The 18,543-nt window shown below is 71.7% G+C and carries 16 protein-coding genes and 1 tRNA gene; 5 read left to right on the forward strand and 12 right to left on the reverse strand.

Annotation, left to right across the window (positions count from 1 at the left end):
- Positions 1 to 67: 67 nt before the first annotated feature.
- Positions 68 to 949 (forward strand): LysR substrate-binding domain-containing protein, encoded by an 882-nt coding sequence (locus AB0C30_RS00405; RefSeq protein WP_357938021.1) that lies wholly within the window; start codon positions 68 to 70, stop codon positions 947 to 949.
- 138 nt (positions 950 to 1,087) lie between these two features.
- Positions 1,088 to 2,704, forward strand: a complete 1,617-nt coding sequence (locus AB0C30_RS00410; protein WP_357938024.1) for a long-chain-fatty-acid--CoA ligase — start codon at positions 1,088 to 1,090, stop codon at positions 2,702 to 2,704.
- Here the strand turns inward: AB0C30_RS00410 and AB0C30_RS00415 are convergent.
- From AB0C30_RS00415 to AB0C30_RS00455, 9 genes are all read right to left on the reverse strand, one after another.
- Entirely contained in the window at positions 2,638 to 3,516 is an 879-nt protein-coding gene (locus AB0C30_RS00415; RefSeq protein ID WP_357938027.1) for a LysR family transcriptional regulator, read from the reverse strand. The two genes, AB0C30_RS00410 and AB0C30_RS00415, sit on opposite strands and share 67 nt — an antisense overlap.
- Before the next feature lie 36 nt (positions 3,517 to 3,552).
- A complete protein-coding gene (locus AB0C30_RS00420) occupies positions 3,553 to 4,317 on the reverse strand; it encodes an SDR family NAD(P)-dependent oxidoreductase (RefSeq protein ID WP_357938030.1) in 765 nt (254 codons plus the stop codon).
- Between the two features lie 16 nt (positions 4,318 to 4,333).
- Positions 4,334 to 5,467, reverse strand: coding sequence for a thiolase family protein (locus AB0C30_RS00425; RefSeq protein ID WP_357938033.1), 1,134 nt, complete (start codon positions 5,465 to 5,467; stop codon positions 4,334 to 4,336).
- A gap of 136 nt (positions 5,468 to 5,603) precedes the next feature.
- Positions 5,604 to 7,811, reverse strand: a complete 2,208-nt coding sequence (locus AB0C30_RS00430; protein ID WP_357938036.1) for a peptidase domain-containing ABC transporter — start codon at positions 7,809 to 7,811, stop codon at positions 5,604 to 5,606.
- Positions 7,808 to 7,990, reverse strand: a complete 183-nt coding sequence (locus tag AB0C30_RS00435; protein ID WP_357938039.1) for a hypothetical protein — start codon at positions 7,988 to 7,990, stop codon at positions 7,808 to 7,810. The genes AB0C30_RS00430 and AB0C30_RS00435 overlap by 4 nt, the downstream gene beginning before the upstream one ends.
- On the reverse strand, positions 7,987 to 8,946 hold the full coding sequence (locus AB0C30_RS00440; RefSeq protein ID WP_357938042.1) for a TIGR04500 family putative peptide maturation system protein: 960 nt from the start codon (positions 8,944 to 8,946) through the stop codon (positions 7,987 to 7,989). The genes AB0C30_RS00435 and AB0C30_RS00440 overlap by 4 nt, the downstream gene beginning before the upstream one ends.
- 67 nt (positions 8,947 to 9,013) lie before the next feature.
- Positions 9,014 to 9,175 carry a hypothetical protein gene (locus AB0C30_RS00445; protein ID WP_357938045.1) on the reverse strand — a complete coding sequence of 54 codons (162 nt, stop codon included), beginning with the start codon at positions 9,173 to 9,175 and terminating at the stop codon, positions 9,014 to 9,016.
- A gap of 26 nt (positions 9,176 to 9,201) precedes the next feature.
- Positions 9,202 to 10,218, reverse strand: a complete 1,017-nt coding sequence (locus tag AB0C30_RS00450; RefSeq protein WP_357938048.1) for an MvdC/MvdD family ATP grasp protein — start codon at positions 10,216 to 10,218, stop codon at positions 9,202 to 9,204.
- A 61-nt stretch (positions 10,219 to 10,279) separates the two neighbouring features.
- Complete coding sequence (locus tag AB0C30_RS00455; protein WP_357938051.1) at positions 10,280 to 10,432, reverse strand: putative ATP-grasp target RiPP; 153 nt, start codon at positions 10,430 to 10,432, stop codon at positions 10,280 to 10,282.
- 192 nt (positions 10,433 to 10,624) lie between these two features.
- Here AB0C30_RS00455 and AB0C30_RS00460 point away from each other — a divergent pair, with 192 nt between their 5' ends.
- Both AB0C30_RS00460 and AB0C30_RS00465 read left to right on the forward strand, forming a co-directional pair.
- Positions 10,625 to 12,358, forward strand: coding sequence for a hypothetical protein (locus AB0C30_RS00460; protein WP_357938054.1), 1,734 nt, complete (start codon positions 10,625 to 10,627; stop codon positions 12,356 to 12,358).
- A 12-nt stretch (positions 12,359 to 12,370) separates the two neighbouring features.
- Complete coding sequence (locus tag AB0C30_RS00465; RefSeq protein ID WP_357938057.1) at positions 12,371 to 13,282, forward strand: GNAT family N-acetyltransferase; 912 nt, start codon at positions 12,371 to 12,373, stop codon at positions 13,280 to 13,282.
- Positions 13,283 to 13,291: 9 nt separating this feature from the next.
- On the opposite strand, the gene AB0C30_RS00470 is transcribed toward AB0C30_RS00465, so the two are convergent.
- Positions 13,292 to 14,227: a pyridoxamine 5'-phosphate oxidase family protein gene (locus AB0C30_RS00470; protein ID WP_357938060.1), complete on the reverse strand. Its 936-nt coding sequence runs from the start codon at positions 14,225 to 14,227 to the stop codon at positions 13,292 to 13,294.
- Positions 14,228 to 14,343: 116 nt separating this feature from the next.
- Here AB0C30_RS00470 and AB0C30_RS00475 point away from each other — a divergent pair, with 116 nt between their 5' ends.
- Positions 14,344 to 15,045: a hemerythrin domain-containing protein gene (locus AB0C30_RS00475; RefSeq protein WP_357938063.1), complete on the forward strand. Its 702-nt coding sequence runs from the start codon at positions 14,344 to 14,346 to the stop codon at positions 15,043 to 15,045.
- Here AB0C30_RS00475 and AB0C30_RS00480 read toward each other — a convergent pair.
- A complete protein-coding gene (locus AB0C30_RS00480; RefSeq protein WP_357938066.1) occupies positions 15,030 to 18,275 on the reverse strand; it encodes a BREX system ATP-binding domain-containing protein in 3,246 nt (1,081 codons plus the stop codon). The two genes, AB0C30_RS00475 and AB0C30_RS00480, sit on opposite strands and share 16 nt — an antisense overlap.
- Before the next feature lie 173 nt (positions 18,276 to 18,448).
- Positions 18,449 to 18,538, reverse strand: a tRNA-Ser gene (locus tag AB0C30_RS00485).
- Positions 18,539 to 18,543: the final 5 nt, after the last annotated feature.

Here is an 18,543-nt window from a genome sequence, read left to right on the forward strand (position 1 = left end):
ACCGGTACGCGCAAAGACCAGGGTGCGTATGGATCTATCGGCGCTGCCTATGAGTAAAGTTCAGGGCATGGATTTGCGGCTCGTCACGTACTTCGTAGCGGTCGTCGACCATGGCGGCGTCACCAAGGCCGCGAAGGCGCTCTACATCGCGCAGCCGTCGCTGTCCCAGGCGATCCGCAGCCTTGAACGCCAGCTGGGCACACAGCTGTTCGACCGGTCCGGCCGCTGGCTCACCCTGACCGCCGACGGGCGGGCGTTCGTCGACCCGGCCCGGCAGATCCTGGCCGACGTCGAGGCCGCCAAGCGGCGCGTGCACGCCGTCAGAGACCTGCTGACCGGGCGTCTGGAGATCGCGGTGCTGTCCGCGCTGTCCGCCGATCCGCTGCCGGAGCTGACCAGCGCGCTGCACCGGGCGCATCCTGGGATCCTGGTCACCGTACGCGATCCCGGCAGCTCATCGGGGGTCCTGAGCCAGGTGCGCCAGGGCGATGCCGAGCTGGGGCTGACGGACGCACCGGTGAGGAGCGACCTGTTGCGGACCCAGGAGCTCTGGGAGCATGAGATCACTCTCGTCCTCCCCCCGCACCTGGCCGCCGCGCTGCCCGACCCGGTCCCGCTGGCCGCGATCGGCGACATCCCCCTGGTCCTGGAATCCTCGGAGGCGGGCGGCCGGGCCGCACTCGACGACGTGCTGGGGCAGGCCGTTGGCTTCGTGGCCGTCGAGTGCGCGCACCGGCAGGCGATCTGGGAGCTGGTCATGCACGGCGCGGGCGCCACGTTCCTCCCCCGGCGGATCGCCGAGACCGAGCTGCGCAACGTGGTGGTGCGATCAACGTCGCCGCAGGTGCGGCGGACGGTGCGCCTGGTGTTCCGGCCTGGGCCGCTGTCCCCCGCCGCCACGGCCTTTCTGAACGTGGCGGCGGACATGAGCCGGCGACGGCTCTCATAGGTTCGGCCTATCGGACGATGCGGCGTTCGCTCTTTGCGCGACGCCCGAGGGGATGGTCGACTCTCAGCAGCGCGCGATGCCCGAGGGGATGGTCGACTCTCGGCAGCGCACGCCGGCCGGATGCGAAGGAGAACCGACGTGAACACACCGTCCGCCTACTCGGGAATGACAATCAGTGACCAGCTCGCCCGGCACGCCCGATCCATCCCCGACGCGGTGGCGCTGCGCATGGACGGGGTCGACCGGACGTACGGCCAGCTAAACGTAAGGGTCGACCGGCTGGTCCACGTCCTCGGGGCGCGCGGCGTCGGTCCGGGTGACCGGGTCGTGGTGATGATGTACAACGGGCTCGAACCGGTGGAGGTCTTCTTCGCCTGCGCCCGCATGGGGGCGGTCTGCGTACCGGTGAACTTCCGGCTGCACGCCGACGAGGTGGCCTACCAGCTGGCCGACAGCGGAGCCGTGGTCGCCGTCGTCGAGGACGGCCTGGCCGCCACCTTCGCGCGGGCGTGGAAGAACGTGCCGACCGTGCGGCACTGCCTCGTGGCGGGAGCGGCCGGCGAGCTGGGCGCGGACCTGGAGTCGTACGAGGACGCGCTGCGCGAGGCGCCCAAGAGCGGCGCCCGCGTGGCGGTCGACCCCCACGCGCCCGCGTTCATCATGTACACCTCCGGCACGACCGGCCGGCCCAAGGGTGCCGTGCTCACGCACTACAACCTGGCCGTCCAGACCATGAGCAGGTTCGCCCACATCGGCGTGCCGAGCGACTGCCGGGCGTGGCTGATCAGCACCCCGCTCTTCCACATCGGCGGCCTGGCCGCCCTGCTGTCCAGCGTCATGGTCGGCGGGCGGACAGTGATCGCCAGGTCCGGCCGGTTCGACCCGGTGGGGACCTTGGACCTGCTCGAACGCGAGCGCATCGGCTACGTCTTCCTCGTCCCCGCCCAGTGGCAGGCGGTCTGCGACGTTCCGGGCATCGCGGAGCGGGATCTGTCGGCGCTGCGGCTCATCTCGTGGGGCGCCGCTCCCGCGACCAAGGCGTTGCTGCTCCGGATGATCGAGACCTTCCCCGGCGCGAGGCTGCTGAGCGTGTTCGGCCAGACGGAGACCAGCGCGGTGTCGACCGTGCTCCTCGGCGAGGAAGCCCTCCGCAAGATCGGGTCAGTGGGGACCCCGCTGGTCAACGTCGAGGTCCGCATCGTGGACGAGCAGATGAACGACGTGCCGCGAGGCGAGATCGGCGAGATCGTCTACCGCGGACCGACGATCATGACGGCCTACTGGAACAAGCCGGCCGAGACGGCGGCGGCCTTCGCCGGAGGCTGGTTCCACTCGGGCGATCTCGTCCGCCAGGACGAGGACGGCTACATCTATGTCGTCGACCGCCTCAAAGACATGATCATCTCTGGTGGGGAGAACATCTACTCCGCCGAGGTGGAGGAGGCCATCGCCACCCACCCGGGGGTGGCGGAGGTCGCCGTGGTGGGCGTGCCGGACGAGCGATGGGGCGAGACGCCGCTGGCCGTCGTGGTGCCCGCCAGCGAGGGGGGCCTGCCTACGGCCGAGGACATCAGGGAGTGGTGCCGGACGCGGCTGGCGGCCTACAAAGTGCCACGGCGCGTCACCGTGATCGCCGAGCTGCCGCGCAACGCGAGCGGGAAGGTGCGCAAGCACGAGCTGCGGCAGGCCTACGGGCCGGCCGCGACCATACCGACGAACGCGCGACCCGGCGGGGACAGCGCCGCGGGGTCGTAGACCAGTCCATACGCCCGGCTGATCGGTGGTTCCAGACGGCGCACGACGGCCCCCCGGGCCGCGGCGGCCTCAGCCATCGACCGCTCCAGGAACGTGGCGCCCACGCCGGCGAGTACGAAGGGCAGGCGGGCCTCACGGTGCTCCACCACGACGGACGGCCCGATGGCGCGTCCCGCCGCCGCGACCGCCTGCTCGATCCCGCCGACGACCTGGGAGCTGCCGCGCGGTACGGTCACCTGCGGGATGTCCGGCAGTTCGGCGAGCGGCAGCGGATCGGACGGCGGCGCCGAGCCGGGCGGGAGGACGAGCCAGTATTCCTGCACCCCGAGTTCGCGCACCTCCAGTCCGGCGCAGTCCGTGGCGGGCAGATGGCAGGCCACGATCTCGCAGTGCCCTTCCCTGATCAGGGACGCCGCCATGGTCTCGTCGCGCAGATCGCCGATGCGGATGGAGACCTTCGGGAACTCCCTGCGGAAGGCGCCGACCAGGCGGGCCACCGGGTCCGCGGACAGGGCGGCCATGGCGAAGACGTCCAACCGCCCCCGCGGCCGGCCGGCCGCGTCGACGAACGAGCTCTCCGCGGCGACGACGTCGCGCAGGATGCGGCGCGCGGGCCCCACCAGGCTGTGGCCGGCCGAGGTGAGCACCATGCCGCGGCCGATGCGGTGGAACAGCGGGACGCCGAGCTCGCGCTCCAGCCCCTGGATGGCCTGCGAGACGGTGGGCTGGGCGACGTCGAGCGCGGTCGCCGCGGCGTTGATGCCGTTGTGGTCGACGACCGCGAGGAAATACTTGATCTGGTGCAGGTCCACGCCCTGACTGTATCCAGCAGCGCCCATGCGGCCGCCTCAGCGCGGCGCCATGCGGATGGCGCCGTCGAGCCGGATGGTCTCGCCGTTGAGGTAGCCGTTCTCCAGGATCTGGCCCGCCATCCGCGCGAACTCGTCCGGGCGGCCGAGCCGGGCCGGGTTGGGCACGCCGGCCTCCAGGGAGGCCCGGACGTCCTCCCGCAGGCGGGCCAGCAGGGGCGTGTCCATGATCCCGGGCGCGATCGTGCACACCCGGATCGACCGGCTCGCCAGGTCACGAGCCGCCGTCAGCGTCATGCCGACGATGCCCGCCTTCGCCGCGGTGTACGGGATCTGGCCGATCTGGCCTTCGTACGCGGCAACCGACGCGGTCAGCACGATGGCGCCACGTTCGCCGTCGATCTCGTCCTGGCGGGCGATGCGGGCGGCGGCGAGGCGCAGGGCGTTGAACGAGCCGACCAGGTTGAGCTTGATCACCCATTCGAAGTCCTCCAGGGAGCCGGGCTCGCCCTCCTTGTCCAGCAGCCTCAGCCGGCGGCCGGCGCCCGCGCAGTGCACGAGCCCCCGCAGGCCGCCGAACTCGTCGGCCACGTCGAGTGCCGCCGCGAACCCCTCGGCGTCGGTGACGTCCGCGGCGGCGAACCGCGCCGCCGCACCGAGCTCCTTGACGACGGTTTCGCCGGCGGAGCCGGGCAGGTCGACGACGACCACCTTGCCGCCCGCCTCGACAAGCCGCCGGGCCGTCGCCAGCCCGAGGCCGGACGCGCCTCCGGTGACGGCGGTGCACAATCCTTCCAAACGCATGGGTGAGGCCCTCTCGTCAGAGCAGTTCGAGGATGGTCGCGTTGGCCATGCCGCCCGCTTCGCACATGGTCTGCAGCCCGAAGCGGAGGCCCTGGTCCTTCATGTGGTGGACGAGGCGCGTCATCAGGACGGCGCCCGAGCCGCCCAGCGGATGGCCCACGGCGATCGCCCCGCCCAGGGGGTTGAGCCGGTCGCCGGAGACGCCGGTCTCGGCCTGCCAGGCCAGCGGGACCGGGGCGAATGCCTCGTTCACCTCGAAGGCTCCGATGTCGTCGATTCGCAGGCCGGACTTCTTGAGCGCCTTGGCCGTGGCCTCGATGGGCGCGGTCAGCATGATGACCGGGTCGTCGGCCGCCAGTGCGGCGGTGTGCACACGGGCGAGCGGCCGCCATCCACGCGCCCGGGCGGTCTCGCCGGAGGTGAGGAGCAGGGCGCCCGCGCCGTCGGAGATCTGCGAGGCGTTGCCGGCGGTGATCACGCCGTCGTCGCGGAACGCGGTCTTCAGCCCTGCCAGCGTCTCCACCGACGAGCCGCGGCGGATGCCCTCGTCGGCCCGCAGGGCTCCCTCGACGGGCGCGAGCTGCCCGTCGAGCGCGCCGGAGTCGACGGCCGCCGCCGCCCGGGTATGTGACCGGGCGGAGTACTCGTCAAGCTGCCGCCGGGACAGACCCCACCGCTCGGCCATCATCTCCGCCCCGGTGCCCTGGCTGAAGCCGGACACGCCATAACGTTCGAGCACCTCGTCCGGGTACGGGCGACCGTCCCGCGCGGCCGAGCCCATGGGCACGCGGCTCATCGACTCGACGCCACCGGCGATCACGATGTCGTGGTGTCCGGCGATGATCCCGGCGGCCGCGAAGTGGACCGCCTGCTGGCTGGAGCCGCACCGGCGGTCGACCGTGGTGCCGGGGACCGATTCCGGCCAGCCCGCCGCGAGCACGGCGACCCGGCCGATGTTGCCGGACTGGTCTCCGGCCTGACTGACGCATCCCCAGATGACGTCGTCGATCTCCGCCGGCTCCACTCCGGTACGCCCGGCGAGCGCCTTGAGCACGTGTGCCGAGAGGGTCGCGGGGTGAATGCCAGACAGCGCTCCGTTGCGTTTTCCGATGGGGGTACGAACCGCATCGACGATGACCGCGTCCCTCACGCGCTTCTCCTCGGGGTGCTGGTGCCATGAACTGGGATTCGCCGCTCGGAACAGGCCTGCCGGAGCCGTTTCGAATCAACCACACGCTCAGGACCCGGCACAAAGCCCGGATTGCGATCGGGGATATCGCCTATACCTATGTGACGCGGCGTGTGGGCTTCGGCGAGGACTGGGGGCGCTGTTCGACATTTCGCGGTTCGTCGCACACCGTTTGCGCTCCGGTCTGGGCGCGGATCAGCCGGGCGTAGCGGCCCTGGAGAGTGAGCAGTTCGGCGTGGGTACCTCGCTCGGCGATCCGGCCGTCCTCCACGACAAGGATGAGGTCGGCGTCGCGTACGGTGCTGAGCCGGTGGGCGATGACCATCCTGGTCTGGGTCAGCCAGGCGAGGTTGTCCTCGATCGCGGCCTCCGTCGCGCTGTCGAGATGGCTGGTGGCCTCGTCGAGCAGCAGGATCTTCGGGCGGGACAGCAGCGCGCGGGCGAGGGCGAGCCGCTGCTGCTGGCCGCCGGACAGGCCGCCGCCCTCCACGAGCATGGTGTCGTACGACATGGGCATGGCGGCGATCTCGTCGTGAACGCAGGCGAGCTGGGCCGCGTGGGCGACCCGGTCGAGCGACGCGTCGGGGTCGTTGAGCGCGATGTTCTCCCGGATCGTGCCGGTGAACAGCGACGGCTCCTGGGTGACCACGCCGAACTGCCGGCGCAGGGAGCGCAGGTTGAGCTCGGCGGCAGGGACGCCGTCGTAGCGGATCTCGCCGGACGTGGGCGTGTGGAGGGCGAGCAGCAACCTGGCGAGTGTGCTCTTACCCGAGCCCGAGGGCCCGACCAGGGCGACCTTCTGGCCCGGCCGTATCGAAAGCGATATGTCGTGGAGCGTCCAGGGCCCGCGCGGATCGTGGCGGAAGCGCACCTCGCGCAGCTCCACGGCGCCGCGCAGCCGCAGCACCTCGATGCCCTCGGCCGGTTCGGGGTCGGCGGCCAGGATGTCGGCCAGCCGGTCGAAGTGCGCGCCGGCCTGCTGGAGGTTCTGCAGGGCGGTCATCAGCGAGCCGAGCGGAGTGAGCGCGGCGGCGGCGAGCGAGTTGAGCGCGAGCAGCATGCCCAGCGAGAGCGAGCCGTCCAGGACCCGCCATGCGCCGGCCCACAGCAGCCCGAGCGGCGCCAGGTAGCGGATCGCGCCGAGCGCCGCGTCGACCAGTCCTCTGACGAGGCCGCCACGCAGGTCGGCGTCAAGCTGGACGTCGAACTGCTCCGACCACCGCTTCATCGCGCGCGGCTCGGCGCCGGAGGCCTTGAGCGTCTCGACGCCGCGTACGGCCTCCATCAGCCGGGTCTGCGTGCCGGCCAGAGCGGACAGCTCGCGCCGGGTCAGGTCGCCGACCCGGCGCGACGTGCCGAGCAGCAAGCCGGCCTGAGCCATGGCGAGCAGCACGAGAAATCCGCCCAGAACGGGGTCGGCCACAAAGACGAGGACGAGGTAGACCAGGGCGAGGGGCCCGTCCAGCAGCGTCGACAGGATCTGCCCGGTGAGCGTCTCGCGCAGGGAGGTGACGCTGTTGGCCCGGCTCATCAGGTCACCCGTGCCGCGGGTGGCGAAGTAGCGGTACGGCAGCGCGACGAGGTGGGCGACCAGGTTCCGGGTCACCTCACCATCGGTGCGCGCACGCAGGGCCACCAGCAGCACCGAACGCAGGTATCCCACCGCGAACTGCGTCACCGCGGCGGCCAGCACGGCCCCACCGGCCAGCGCGAGCAGATGCTCGTCGCCGAGCGGCAGGACCCGATCGACGACGACCTGGAACGCGGCCGCCATGCCGAGGCCGAGGAGCTGCAGCAGCGCTGAGGCCGCCAGCACCTGGGCCAGCAGCCCCTTGCGCTTGGCCAGCAGCGTGCGCAGGAATTCGCGACGCCACTCCCGGCCGGCTCCGGAACGGCCCCTGCGGAAGCCCGGCGCGGGCTCGAACGCGAGCAGCACGCCGGTGAAGCCCCCGTCGAACTCCTCCGGTGTCAGCCGCCTGCGCCCCAGACCGGGGTCCACGACATCCACGTAGGAGGACGTCCATCGCCGCACCACGACGAAGTGCTGGAATTCCCAGTGGACGATGGCGGGCATCGGCACCCGGGCCAGGTCGGCGGGCTCCAGCGAGAACGCCTTGGCCCGCAGCCCGTACTCCCGGGCGGCCTCCACGATCGCGAGCGCGCTCAGCCCGTCCCTGCCGACCTGCAGCCGGTCCGAGAGCTCCCGGACAGTGGTGTGGCGGCCGTGGAAGGACAGCACCATGGCCAGGCATGCGGCCCCGCACTCGGTGGCCGCGTTCTGCAGGATGACCGGAATCCGTCTCATCCTCCGCCCCAACCGGTGCTCAGCACGGGCCCCGCCAGCAGGGACAGCACCGCTACCAGCACCATGACCGCGGCCCACAGCAGCGCGAACGTGGTCGCACGCAGCTCGAGGGACCGACGTCGCGCCGAAGGCTCCACATGGCGGCGCAGCGCCTCCGCCCGGAAGATCCGCCCGTTCACAGCGTGCTCGTACGGCTCGTGGTGCCCCAGAACCATTCGATCTTCGCGCTCCGGCGGCGCTCCTCGATCCACTCCTCGAAGATCCGCCGTTCGACACGACGACGCGTCTCGGCGTCCAAAACGGCGTCGCCGACCGAGATCACTCTGACCAGCTGGTCGCCGGGCGCCGGCTTCCGCAGGTCGGCGAGCGGCACGGTCTCAATCACCAGCCCGGCGTCCCCGGACTCGGCCAGGGCGTAGAAGCCGTCTAGCGCCTCGGCGGAACCGTCCAGCTTGCCGGCCGCGCGGCCGGCCGCTTCGACGTCGGGGAAGGTCAGGCGGGCGATCCTGGCCATGGCGAACTCCTCGCGGTGTTCGGCGAAGTACGGCTCGACGCGCCCGGCCGTAACCCTCTCCCGCACCCGCGCGGCGGCCAGCTCCCCGGCCACCAGCTCCCGCAGGTCCACCTCCGTGAGGCAGCGCCGGTCCATCCACGCGCGCGTCTGCTCGGCGGTCAGCAGCCCACGGGCCCGGCGGAAGGCGTCCACCGCCTCCTGCAGCTCGCCGTCGGCGAGCTCGACCGGCGACCCAGCCAGCTCCACCTGGAGTAAGGCGGCGGTGACGATCCGGTCGGTCAACCGGGCCTCGTCCCACAGGAAGTCGAGCCAGGCCACGGCATCGGCCACCTTCACGCCCGCTCCGTCGATCCGCAGCAGGAGGAACTCGCTGGACCGGTGCACGCCCCGCAGCGGCCACGGCAGCGCCCGGTCCGGGCACCACGACAGCGAGATCGTTCCCTCTCCCTCCTGCTTGATCAGGAGGTCGTAGTGCAGGGCGTCGTCGTACTCCTCCCGCTGCCACAACAGCCGTAAGCGCGACTCGGGGTGGCGTTCGCGCAGCTCGCGCAGGCGTTCCTGAGCTTGCGGAGGCTCCAGGGCGGCCAGGTCGCGCAGCGTGTCGAGCGCATCGGACAGCATCGCCGCATCTCCTCTCTCACAGGGCGCCGCGCGGGGCCCGTACGACGCCCCGCGCGGTCGTGGTCGGTCAGTTGCCGCAGATGTCCGGGTCCATGGAGCAGGTGCCTACCTCCAGGTCTAGGACAGCGGTGCACAGCTCCGGCTTCTGCGCGCCGTTGACGAGGCGGAGGTCGCCTTCGTGCAGCTCTGCCCCTGCGGGCGCGATGTCGTCGATCGTGATCTTGGACATGGTGTTTCCTTTCTCCTTGTTGTGTTTCACGCGGATCTGACGGTCTGCCCGATCTCGTCTTTCACCTCGCCGTACAGCAGTAGGTCGCAGAGCGCCTCGCCGATCGGCAGGCCGGTGGCCCGCTCGATCCACAGCCACTGTCCGGTCGGGTTGATCTCGAGGAAGACGTAACGCCCGTCGGGGGTCAGGATCAGGTCGAGCGCCCCGTAGCGCAGGCCGAGGCGTTCGACGATCTCGACGCAGCGCCCGGCCACCTCGTCGGGGAGCCGGTGCACCTCGTGGCGGGTGCTGCCCAGGTCGTAGCGCCGCCAGTCGAACCGGGTGTGGTTGCTCTCCTGGGAATGGATCTCCGCGGCGAAGACCGCCCGGCCGACCACGGTCACCCGCAGCTCGACCTGTTTGCGTACGTACTCCTGAATGATGACGGGACCGAACCTGATCGCATCGGCATAGGCCACGTCGCGGGTGGACACCGGCTCCGACAGCCGGCCGACACCCTCCCCGTCCGGGCGGGCCAGTATGGCCGAGCCCAGGGTCTTGGTGATGATCCGGCCCTCGTGCCGGCGGTAAAAATCCAGGAACTCGTCCGGATCGTTGGTGATCAACGTGTCCGGCAGCTCGAACCCGAGCCGGCCGGCCAGCGCCAGCTGGGACGACTTGCGCTGGGCGAGCTTGACCCGCGTCCTGGGCGCCGGGACCATGCGGCAGTCGAGCTGCTCCCACAGATCGCCGGCGAACTCCGCGCACTCCTTCTCGATGTGGCCGCGCGCACCCTCGTCCGCGATCTCGGCGTGCGCGACCGGGGACTGGGGGCGGCGAAACCACAGGGCCGTCAGGCCGTCGAGATCGACGTCGGCGGTCGTGGTGCGCAACCGCCGGCGTACGCGGCCGTCGCGGCCGTAGGCCGCGTCCAGCACCGCGCGGACCGGATAGTCGGCCGGGTCGAAGACGACCGCTCGCGCGCCACGCTCGGCCAGCAGACCGGCGACGTGCTCCGCGTGCGGGTCGGCGTCGATGGTGAGGATGAGTACCTCGCCCGCCATCTTTCGTTCTCCTCACGTGAAGATGCGGGGCGCGCGGTGGCGCCCCGCATCGCTCCAACGATCAGAAGTCGGCGTCGCTCCAGGTCCTGCCGCTCTCCCAATCCATCACCCAGCTGGACGTCTCCCGCTTCAGGCCGCCGTTGACCAGGCGAAGGTCCCCCTCGTTCAGCTCCGGTCCGATGGCCGCGATGTCGTCGATGTCAATCTTGGGCACAGTGATTCCTTTCGAAGGTGATCACCCCGTTGGGCAACCGAGTGAGACGCTAGGGACCACCCCTTGGCGCGAACTTCTTGACGTCTTGAGTGCGACTCCCGTGTCCGGCCCAAGCGGCCCAAGTCCCGCTCAAGTCGCCTGCACGACACTCCCCGGGATCAGTCCGATCTTGCGGAGCTTGAGGAGTTCGAGGTGCGAAGGACATGGACGGCGCTGGCCGCTGCCCTTGCGCTGGTCGGTGGCCTGGCCACCGCACCCGCGCAGGCGGCGGCCGTTTCAGTGAAGGTCGGCAGGGTGACGGTCTCGCCCGCCCGGTACGCGGGCGCGTGCCCGGCCACCACGACGTTCTCGGCCAGGGTGGCGGTACGCGGCGCGAGCAGGGTGACCTACCGCTGGCTGCGCGGCGACGGCCACAAGGGGGCGGTCGTCACCGCCACGGTCAAGGCCGGGGCGGTGGTCGTACGCGATCGGCAGTCGTTCGCGAAGAGCACATCGGGCTGGCAGGCCCTGCAGGTGCTCAGCCCGCGCAAGACGACCTCGGCCAAGGCCCGGTTCACAGTGTCCTGCGCGGATGCCTCGCCCGTGGTGGTGACGGTGCACACGCCGGAGCCGCCGCGCGTGACCGCCTCGGTGACCACGCCCGCGCCGTACTCGGGGAGCTGCGGGCTGCCGGGCCACCGGGTGACGTTCGACGGGCGGATCAAGGCGTCCCGGACGCCGGCGTCGGTGGCCTACCGGTGGGTGGACAGCGACGGCGGTCCCGAGCCGGTCGAACGACTCTGGCTCACCTCTGCGGGCAAGGCGGTCAGCTCGTCGCGCACGTTCTTGACCAGTCACTCCGGCTACCACTGGCTGGAGATCCTGGACGACAAGGGCCACGTGACCGGCCGCTCGGACAAGTCCGCCTACCGCGTGACCTGCACCCGCCCCGAGCAGCGGCCGCTGGCGTCCGTCACCGACGCGCGTGTGACGCCCGTCCAGTACGAGGGCCCGTGCAACAAACCGCTGGACTTCGTCTTCCGCGCCGACCTCGCGGTCACCCAGCCGACCGAGGTCACCTACCAGTGGGAACGCAGCGACGGCACGAAGATCCCGGGCCAGGTCGTCCTGTCCAGGGACCTGACCACGACGCTGGAGCACACCTGGAAGGTGACGGACCTGGTCAACATCAGCCAAGGCTCGGCCCGGCTCCGCGTGCTCACCCCGAACGCGGTCGCCACAGACTCCGTCCCCTTCAGGATCATCTGCCGGATCTACGAGGCGGTGACCATCACCGGAACCGAGATCACTCCGGACAGCAACCCGACCCCCTGCCCGAGCCAGTCCAAACCGTTCACGATCCGCTCGCAAGTCGCCCCCAAACCGGCCACCAAGCTGCCGCTCACGATCAGCTACCGGTGGCGCTGGGCCGACGGCAGCATGACCTCGCCGTACACCTACACCTTCGCCCAGGCGGCGCCCGTGACCCTGGAACGGTGGTGGGACGAGTGGATCAGCAAGTCGGGCAGCGTCCGGCTGGAGGTCACCGCCAACGACAGGGTGTATGTCAGCCCGTCGGTGGCCTACGAGGTCATCTGCGACGGCAAGCCGCCCACGGGCACCTACCCGCGCGTGGTGTCGATCACCGAAGCGTCCATCACCCCGGCGGACTACCGCGGCAAGTGCCCGGTCACGCTGAAGGCTCAGGGCAAGGTCACGGTGTCCGCCCCGATGGACGCGCTCTTCACGCAATGGGTCTTCGACGGGAAGACGCAGCCCTTCCTCGGCAGCACCGACTTCCCCGCGAACGGGCCCCTGGCCAAGGTCGTCGAGCGCGAGTTCACGGTGGAGGAGTCGACGGGAAAGCCCGTCACGGCGTATATGGAGAGCAGGGTGCCCAACGTCATGTCCTCCGACAAGATGACATACACCGTCACCTGCACCTGAGAGGAGCCGACGGTGGCCCTTGAGTGGACCGCGCTGTCCCCCGCCGACATGCCGGCCATCGCCGATCTCGCGCGGCGGTGCGTGGCGCACGACGGCGGACTCCAGGCGACCGCGTCCCTGTCCTTCCTGGAGCGCAGGTACGCAGCGGGGACGGCGGTGGGCGCGTTCGCCGACGGCCGCCTGGTGGCCTGCGGGGCCGTGCGCCCCGTGGGCGACGCGTCGGCGGCGACCGGTCTGGTCGACCCGGGGCATCGGGGGCAGGGGCTGGGATCGGGCCTGCTGGACCGGCTGATCAAGGAGGCACGGCCGGACCGGCTGATCAAGGAGGCACGGCCGGTCCGGCTGATCGGGGAGCCGGGGCCGGTCCGGCTGGAGACCGAGTCGGTGACCCCGGAGGCCCACGCGCTGTTTCTCTCGCACGGGCTCCGGCAGACGTTCGCCGAGGACGTCTACCGCCGCGACCTGAGCCGACCGCTGCCGCCGGAGCCGGAGCTGGAGCTGGAGCTGGAGCTGGAGGTCCAGGAATGGTCGCGGGACACAGAAGGGGCCTTCTACGAGGCCTACTCCGCGTCCTTCGCCGACCGTCCCGGCTTCCCCGGCTGGTCGCGGGAGGAGTGGGTGGACTGGCTGGTCGACGACGAGTTCCTGCCCGAGTGCTCGCTGGTGGCGCGCGGACCTGGCGGAGCCGCCGGCTTCGTGGCGTGCGCGGAAGGGTTCTTGATCCAGGTCGGCGCCGTGCCCGCGTGGCGGCGGCGCGGGCTCGCGCGGGCGCTGGCGCTCGCCGCGCTCGGCCGCATGCGCGCACGCGGCATGACGGAGGTCTTCCTGGACGTCAACGTCAACAACCCAGCCTCGGCCGCTCTCTTCCGCGGCCTCGGATTCGAGGTGATCGCCCGCCGGGCCCGCTACGAACCGGTGGACTGACCCCGCGCGTCAGCGGACCTTCGGGACCGGCTGGGCGCGGCGGGCGGCCTCGGTCTGGAGCCGGCGCCTCAGCTGTTTGCCGTGGCGGAGAAAGGAACGGGTCCGCAGGCGGCGGTCCTCGGGCAGGCTCCAGTCGGGCAGCGCGCGCTCGATCGCGACGGTGAGCCGGTCGTCGCTCTGGGCGGTGGCGGTGCCGAGCAGCACGACGTTCTCCTGCCATCGCATGCCGGGATCGTGCCGGTGGAAGGTCAGGCAGACCGGCCCCGGCACGGCGGCCACACCAGCCGGCAGGTCCAGCTCGTACCCGATCGAGGTGGGCGAGAAGGCACGCGCGGGCACGGACACGGGCCGGCCGTCCGCCACCGTCGACACGATCGGCCGGCCGAGGTCGCGGGCCCGGCGGGCGTACGGGCGCCAGTCGGCGGGCGGCGCGGAGCGGCCGGGCAGGCGGGGGCCCGACGGCGCGGGGTCGGAGGCGGGGATCGTGGTGCCGGGCGGGCAGGTCCAGGTCAGCGGGTCGCGGGTCAGGTCGCCGCCGGGCCACCAGGTGATCCGCTCGGGGGTCACCTCGATGTAGATCCGCGCGAAGTACCAGGTCAAGCGCTTGATCAGGAACCACGGCAGCCCCGCGAAGGCGTCCGGGATCTTGACCTGGGAGTCGCGGACGTACCGCTCGGTGTTGGCCTGCAGGTCGGCGTCGCGGACCGTGGCGCGGCCCTGCACCAGCACCACCGGATCGCCCTCGAACAGCAGGGCGACGCGCGGATCGCGGCGCGCCCGCTCGGCTTTGTCGGGATAGGTCAGGCCGGTGCTGACGTCGATCGTGCCGCGGGGCCCGGTGTACGGAGTGACGGGCCAGGTGATGGGCCGCCCGTCGCGGGTGAGCGAGGTGTAGGCGCACACCACAGAACTCTGGAACGTCGTGGCGGGAATCGTGATCGTCATGACCGCACACGCTAATGAGGAGGTCTTGGGCGCCACTTGAGGCCGATCTTCCAGACTCCCCCAAGAGCGAGAAGCCACGATGCCGGCATCCCTCCAGAATGAGAAGGAGTACGACCATGCGCACCGCCGCACACCCGAACCTGCCGCAGATCACGCTGCCCGGCCAGGCCGCCGCCGCGCCGGGGCCGCTCGACATGACCAACATGTACCTGGCGCACTACGGCTTCCGCCGCGACCTCGGCCACCTGATCACCGCGATCGGCCGGGTCCGTCTCGGCGACCGGCGGCGCGTCACCGCCCTGCGCGAGCACCACGGGTGGGTGCTGTTCGTGCTGCACCACCACCACACCGCCGAGGACGAGACGGTCTGGCCGCGGCTGCGGGAGCGGGCGCCGGAGGCGATCGGCACGATCGACGCGTTGGAGGCCGAGCACGAGGCCTGCGATCACTGGCTCCGCGAGAGCACCGAGGCGTTCCAGGCGTTCGACGCCGGCCCGTCTGAGCAGGGGCGCGAACGGCTCATGGTCGCCCTGCGCGCGCTGGCCGACACCCTCGGGGCGCACCTGGCGCACGAGGAGACCGATGGGATCCCGCTGATGATGGCCCACATCACGCCGGAGGAGGACGCGGAAATGCACAAGACGCTCACGAAGCAGTACGGGCTCCGCAAGCTGATCATGCTGCTCGGCTGGATCACCTCCGACCTGCCGGCCGACGTCGAGGCCCACCTGCGCAAGACCTCGCCCAGGCCGCTGCTGCTGCTCAGCACCCTGGCCGGGGGCCGATACCGGCGGCGCATGTCCTACCTGTGGGGGTGAGCCAGCTCCCGCTCCACGCTCTCGGCGTGCTCGGCGTGCCGCCGCGCCGCCTCGGCGTCGCCCAGAGCCTCGGCCAGCTGCGCCAGCGACCGGCCGACCGGCCACATCAGCATGCTCAGTCCGGAGATCCCCATGCGGTCGGCGTACGGGGACGCCTCCTCGTACAGGTCGGCGCAGGCCTGCCGGTCGCCCAGCGCCGCCCAGATCTCGCAGCGGACGACCAGCCAGAACAAGTAGACGAACGTCCGTGGGATCGGCGATTGCCGCTCCCACGGCCCGAGCGCCTTACGCGCCTCCTCCAACCGGCCGCCGGCCACCAGGTAGTGGGCGTACCCGTCCAGGTTGAACTGGTCGAGCTGCTGGTGCGAGATGTCCAGCGGCGGCAGCGCCGTGTCCGCTGTCCCGCGGCGCAGGCGCATGAGCGCGATCTGGTACGTGGCGCCGGCCGTGGTCGACTCCGCACCCCACATCGAGGTCGCTCGCTGCTCGGCGTCGGTGGCCGCGAGCAGCGACTCGGCCGCCTCCAGGTCGCCGCGTTGGATGATGACGCCGAGCCGCAGCCAGTTCAGCATGATGCGCAGGTACGGCATGTGCGTACGTCCGATCAGCCGCTCCGCCTCGGCCAGCACGTCCAGAGCCTCCCGCACCCGGCACAGCTCCAGCAGCGTGCCGCCCTGGCAGGTGAGCCCGATCGTGCGCAGTTCGTCGTCGCCCGCCGCCAACCCGGCGCGGGCCATCTCCTCGCCCGCCTCCAGCCGCTGGTGCACCGAGTCCGGGTCGAGCAGCGCGTAGTAGCGGGCGAACAGCACCCGGCCGAGCAGCGTCGCGTCGTTCTCCTGGCGGGCCAGCCGCGCCGCCTCGGCGCTCCACCGGTCCCGCTCCACGGGATCCCGTCCCGGCTGGTAGTACGCCTGGAGCGCCAGGCAGGCCAGCACCCGGGCCCGGGCCGACGGCTCCAGCCCTTCGTCGGCGGCCAGCTCCATCAGGTCGGCCAGCAGATCGGCGTCGTAGTCGCCGTAGACCTTCCAGGGCTGCAGGACGCGGCCGCCGTACCCGGTCGCGGCCTCGATCCAGCGCCGCCGGTCGCCCTCCTGCTTGGCCAGGCGGCGGATCCGCGTCAGCTCGGCCTCCTGCCCCGCCGAGTCGCCCGCCCCGAACCTGGCCTCGGCCAGCGCGAACAGCAGATCCATCCGCTCGGCCGGGCCCAGCCCGGGGTCGTCCTCGGCCACGTGGTCGGCCCGCTCCAGCAGCTCGACGGCCACGTCGTACGCGCGCAGCCGTTTGGCCTCCTCGGCCGCCCGCCACGCCGCCCGCCAGGCACGCGCGGTGTGGCCGGCCGGAATCGCCTGGAACCAGTGGTGCGCGGCGGCAGCCAACCGGTCGGAGGCCGAGCCGCCGGTACGTGACTCGATCGCGGCGGCCACGGCGGCGTGCAGCCGGGCCCGCCGCAGCACCGGCACCACCTCGGTGAGCGCCTCCTGCACCAGCGCGTGCACGAACCGGAACCGGCCGGGCCGCCCCTCTCCGACCAGGGCGGCGGCCATGGCCGGCTCCAGCCGGTCCAGCGCCGCGTCCAGGTCGAGCCCGGCGGCCTCGGCCACGATCGTCACGTCGAACTCCCGCCCGGCCACCGCCGCCACCCGCAACAACTCGGCGGACGGCCCTGGCAGCCGGTTCACCCGGCCGAGCACGACGTCCCGCACGCCCAGCGGCAGCGTGCCGCGGCCCGGCGACCCGGCTTCCAGGTAACGCGTCAGCTCCGTGACGAAGAACGGATTGCCGTTCGTGCGGTCTCTGAGCGCCCGGACGTCAGTGCCCGCTGGGGTCAGCTCGCCCAGCTCGGAAGCCGAAAGGCCGGACAGCGGCAGCCGCACCGCCTGCCGGCGCGACAGCGCCTCGAACGCCTCGGCCAGCGCGCCCTCCGGCGGCGGCCAGTCGCGTGCCGTACCCACCACGACCAGCTTGCCGTCCAGCACGTACCCGGCCAGGTAGCTCAGCAGCCGCAGCGAGGACCGGTCCGCCCAGTGCAGGTCGTCCAGCACCACCAGCACCGGCCGCAGGCCCGCGGTCAGCGCCCGTGCCGCCGCCTCATAGGTACGAAACCTCGCGCCCTCGGGGTCGGTCCCGGTCGCGGAGCCCACTCCGGGCAGGTTCGCGCGCACGTCGGCGGGCAGCGGCGGCAACGCGTCGGCCAAGCGCTCCAGCACCGTCACCCATGGCCAGAACGCCGGCGCGCCCTCCGTCGCCGCACACCGCCCCACCGCAACCGTGAAACCCCGGGCACGGGCCCGGCTGACCAACGCCTCGGCCAGCCGCGTCTTGCCGATCCCCGGCTCCCCGGTGATCAGCGAGAACCCGGTGCGGCCCGCCGCCGCCGCTTCCAGCAGCCCGTCCAGCGCGGACAGCTCCTCCTCCCGGCCCGTGATCCCCCGCTCGACCACCCGCGGCTCGGGCGGGCGCGGCGGCCGGTGGGGGAACAGCGCGGGGGATTGGTGGAGAATGTCGCGTTCCAGCGCGCGCAACTCCTCGCCCGGGTCGATGCCGAGCTCCTCGGCCAGAATCCGGCGGACCGTGCGCAGCGTCTCCAGAGCCTCCCCTTGGCGGCCGCTCCGGTAGAGCGCCAGCGCGCGCAACGCCCACAGCCGTTCGCGCAGGGGGTGCTCGTGGGTCAGGGCCTCCAGCTCACCCAGCAACTCGCCGTGGCGGTCCTGCTGGATGACCGCGCTCACCCGCAGCTCGCGGGCCCGCTCCCGGGCCTCGGTGAGCCGCGCCCTGACAGCGGTCACATACTCCTGACCGTCCAGATCCTGGTACGGCTCACCGCGCCACAGCGCCAGCGCCTCGCCCGCCAACCGCTCCGCCTCGGCCGGCTCGGCCGCCTGCTCGGCCTGCCCGACCAGACGCAGGAACCGCGTCGAATCCACCTGCTCCGGCTCGATCGCCAGCGTGTAGCCCACCGGCCCGAACATCAGCAACCGGCTCTGCGCCCTGGCCCGGCGTCCGGGCTCCAGCAGGCGGCGCAGGTTGGACACGTACGAGTGCAGCGACGCCATCGCCTCGGCCGGCGCCTCCTCGCCCCACAGCCGGTCGATCAGCGCCGCCGGAGCCACCGGCCGGCCTTCCGCCAGCACCAGCACGCTCACCAGCGCCCGCAACTTCAGCGAGGTGATCTGACACGACCGCCCGTCGTCACCGACGACCTCCAGCGGGCCCAGCACACGGATGTCCACAGCGCTACCACCCTCATGAAATCGCCTGATCTTACGACAAGAGATAAGGTGAGCAGTCAGCCTGGTAAATGCGTGTCGCCTGGTCTTGGGGTAGCCGTCTCGTCCACGTCCCCTGGCGTCCTCGCACAGCAAAAGGCCCCTGACCCGGTCAGACAGGTCAGAGGCCCAATAGGTGGCGGTGGTGGTGGGATTTGAACCCACGGATGAGTTGCCCCATCACACGCTTTCGAGGCGTGCGCCCTCGGCCACTAGGCGACACCACCGTCGA

The sequence above is a fragment of the Nonomuraea sp. NPDC048901 genome, from assembly GCF_040649695.1.
Lineage (GTDB): Bacteria > Actinomycetota > Actinomycetes > Streptosporangiales > Streptosporangiaceae > Nonomuraea.

Bases quoted from the DNA above. Each gene is read 5' to 3' on its own strand.
- AB0C30_RS00405 (WP_357938021.1), top strand. From the start codon at position 68: ATGGATTTGCGGCTCGTCACGTACTTCGTAGCGGTCGTCGACCATGGC.
- AB0C30_RS00420 (WP_357938030.1), bottom strand. From the start codon at position 4,317: ATGCGTTTGGAAGGATTGTGCACCGCCGTCACCGGAGGCGCGTCCGGC.
- AB0C30_RS00430 (WP_357938036.1), bottom strand. From the start codon at position 7,811: ATGAGACGGATTCCGGTCATCCTGCAGAACGCGGCCACCGAGTGCGGG.
- AB0C30_RS00440 (WP_357938042.1), bottom strand. From the start codon at position 8,946: ATGCTGTCCGATGCGCTCGACACGCTGCGCGACCTGGCCGCCCTGGAG.
- AB0C30_RS00445 (WP_357938045.1), bottom strand. From the start codon at position 9,175: ATGTCCAAGATCACGATCGACGACATCGCGCCCGCAGGGGCAGAGCTG.
- AB0C30_RS00450 (WP_357938048.1), bottom strand. From the start codon at position 10,218: ATGGCGGGCGAGGTACTCATCCTCACCATCGACGCCGACCCGCACGCG.
- AB0C30_RS00470 (WP_357938060.1), bottom strand. From the start codon at position 14,227: ATGACGATCACGATTCCCGCCACGACGTTCCAGAGTTCTGTGGTGTGC.
- AB0C30_RS00475 (WP_357938063.1), top strand. From the start codon at position 14,344: ATGCGCACCGCCGCACACCCGAACCTGCCGCAGATCACGCTGCCCGGC.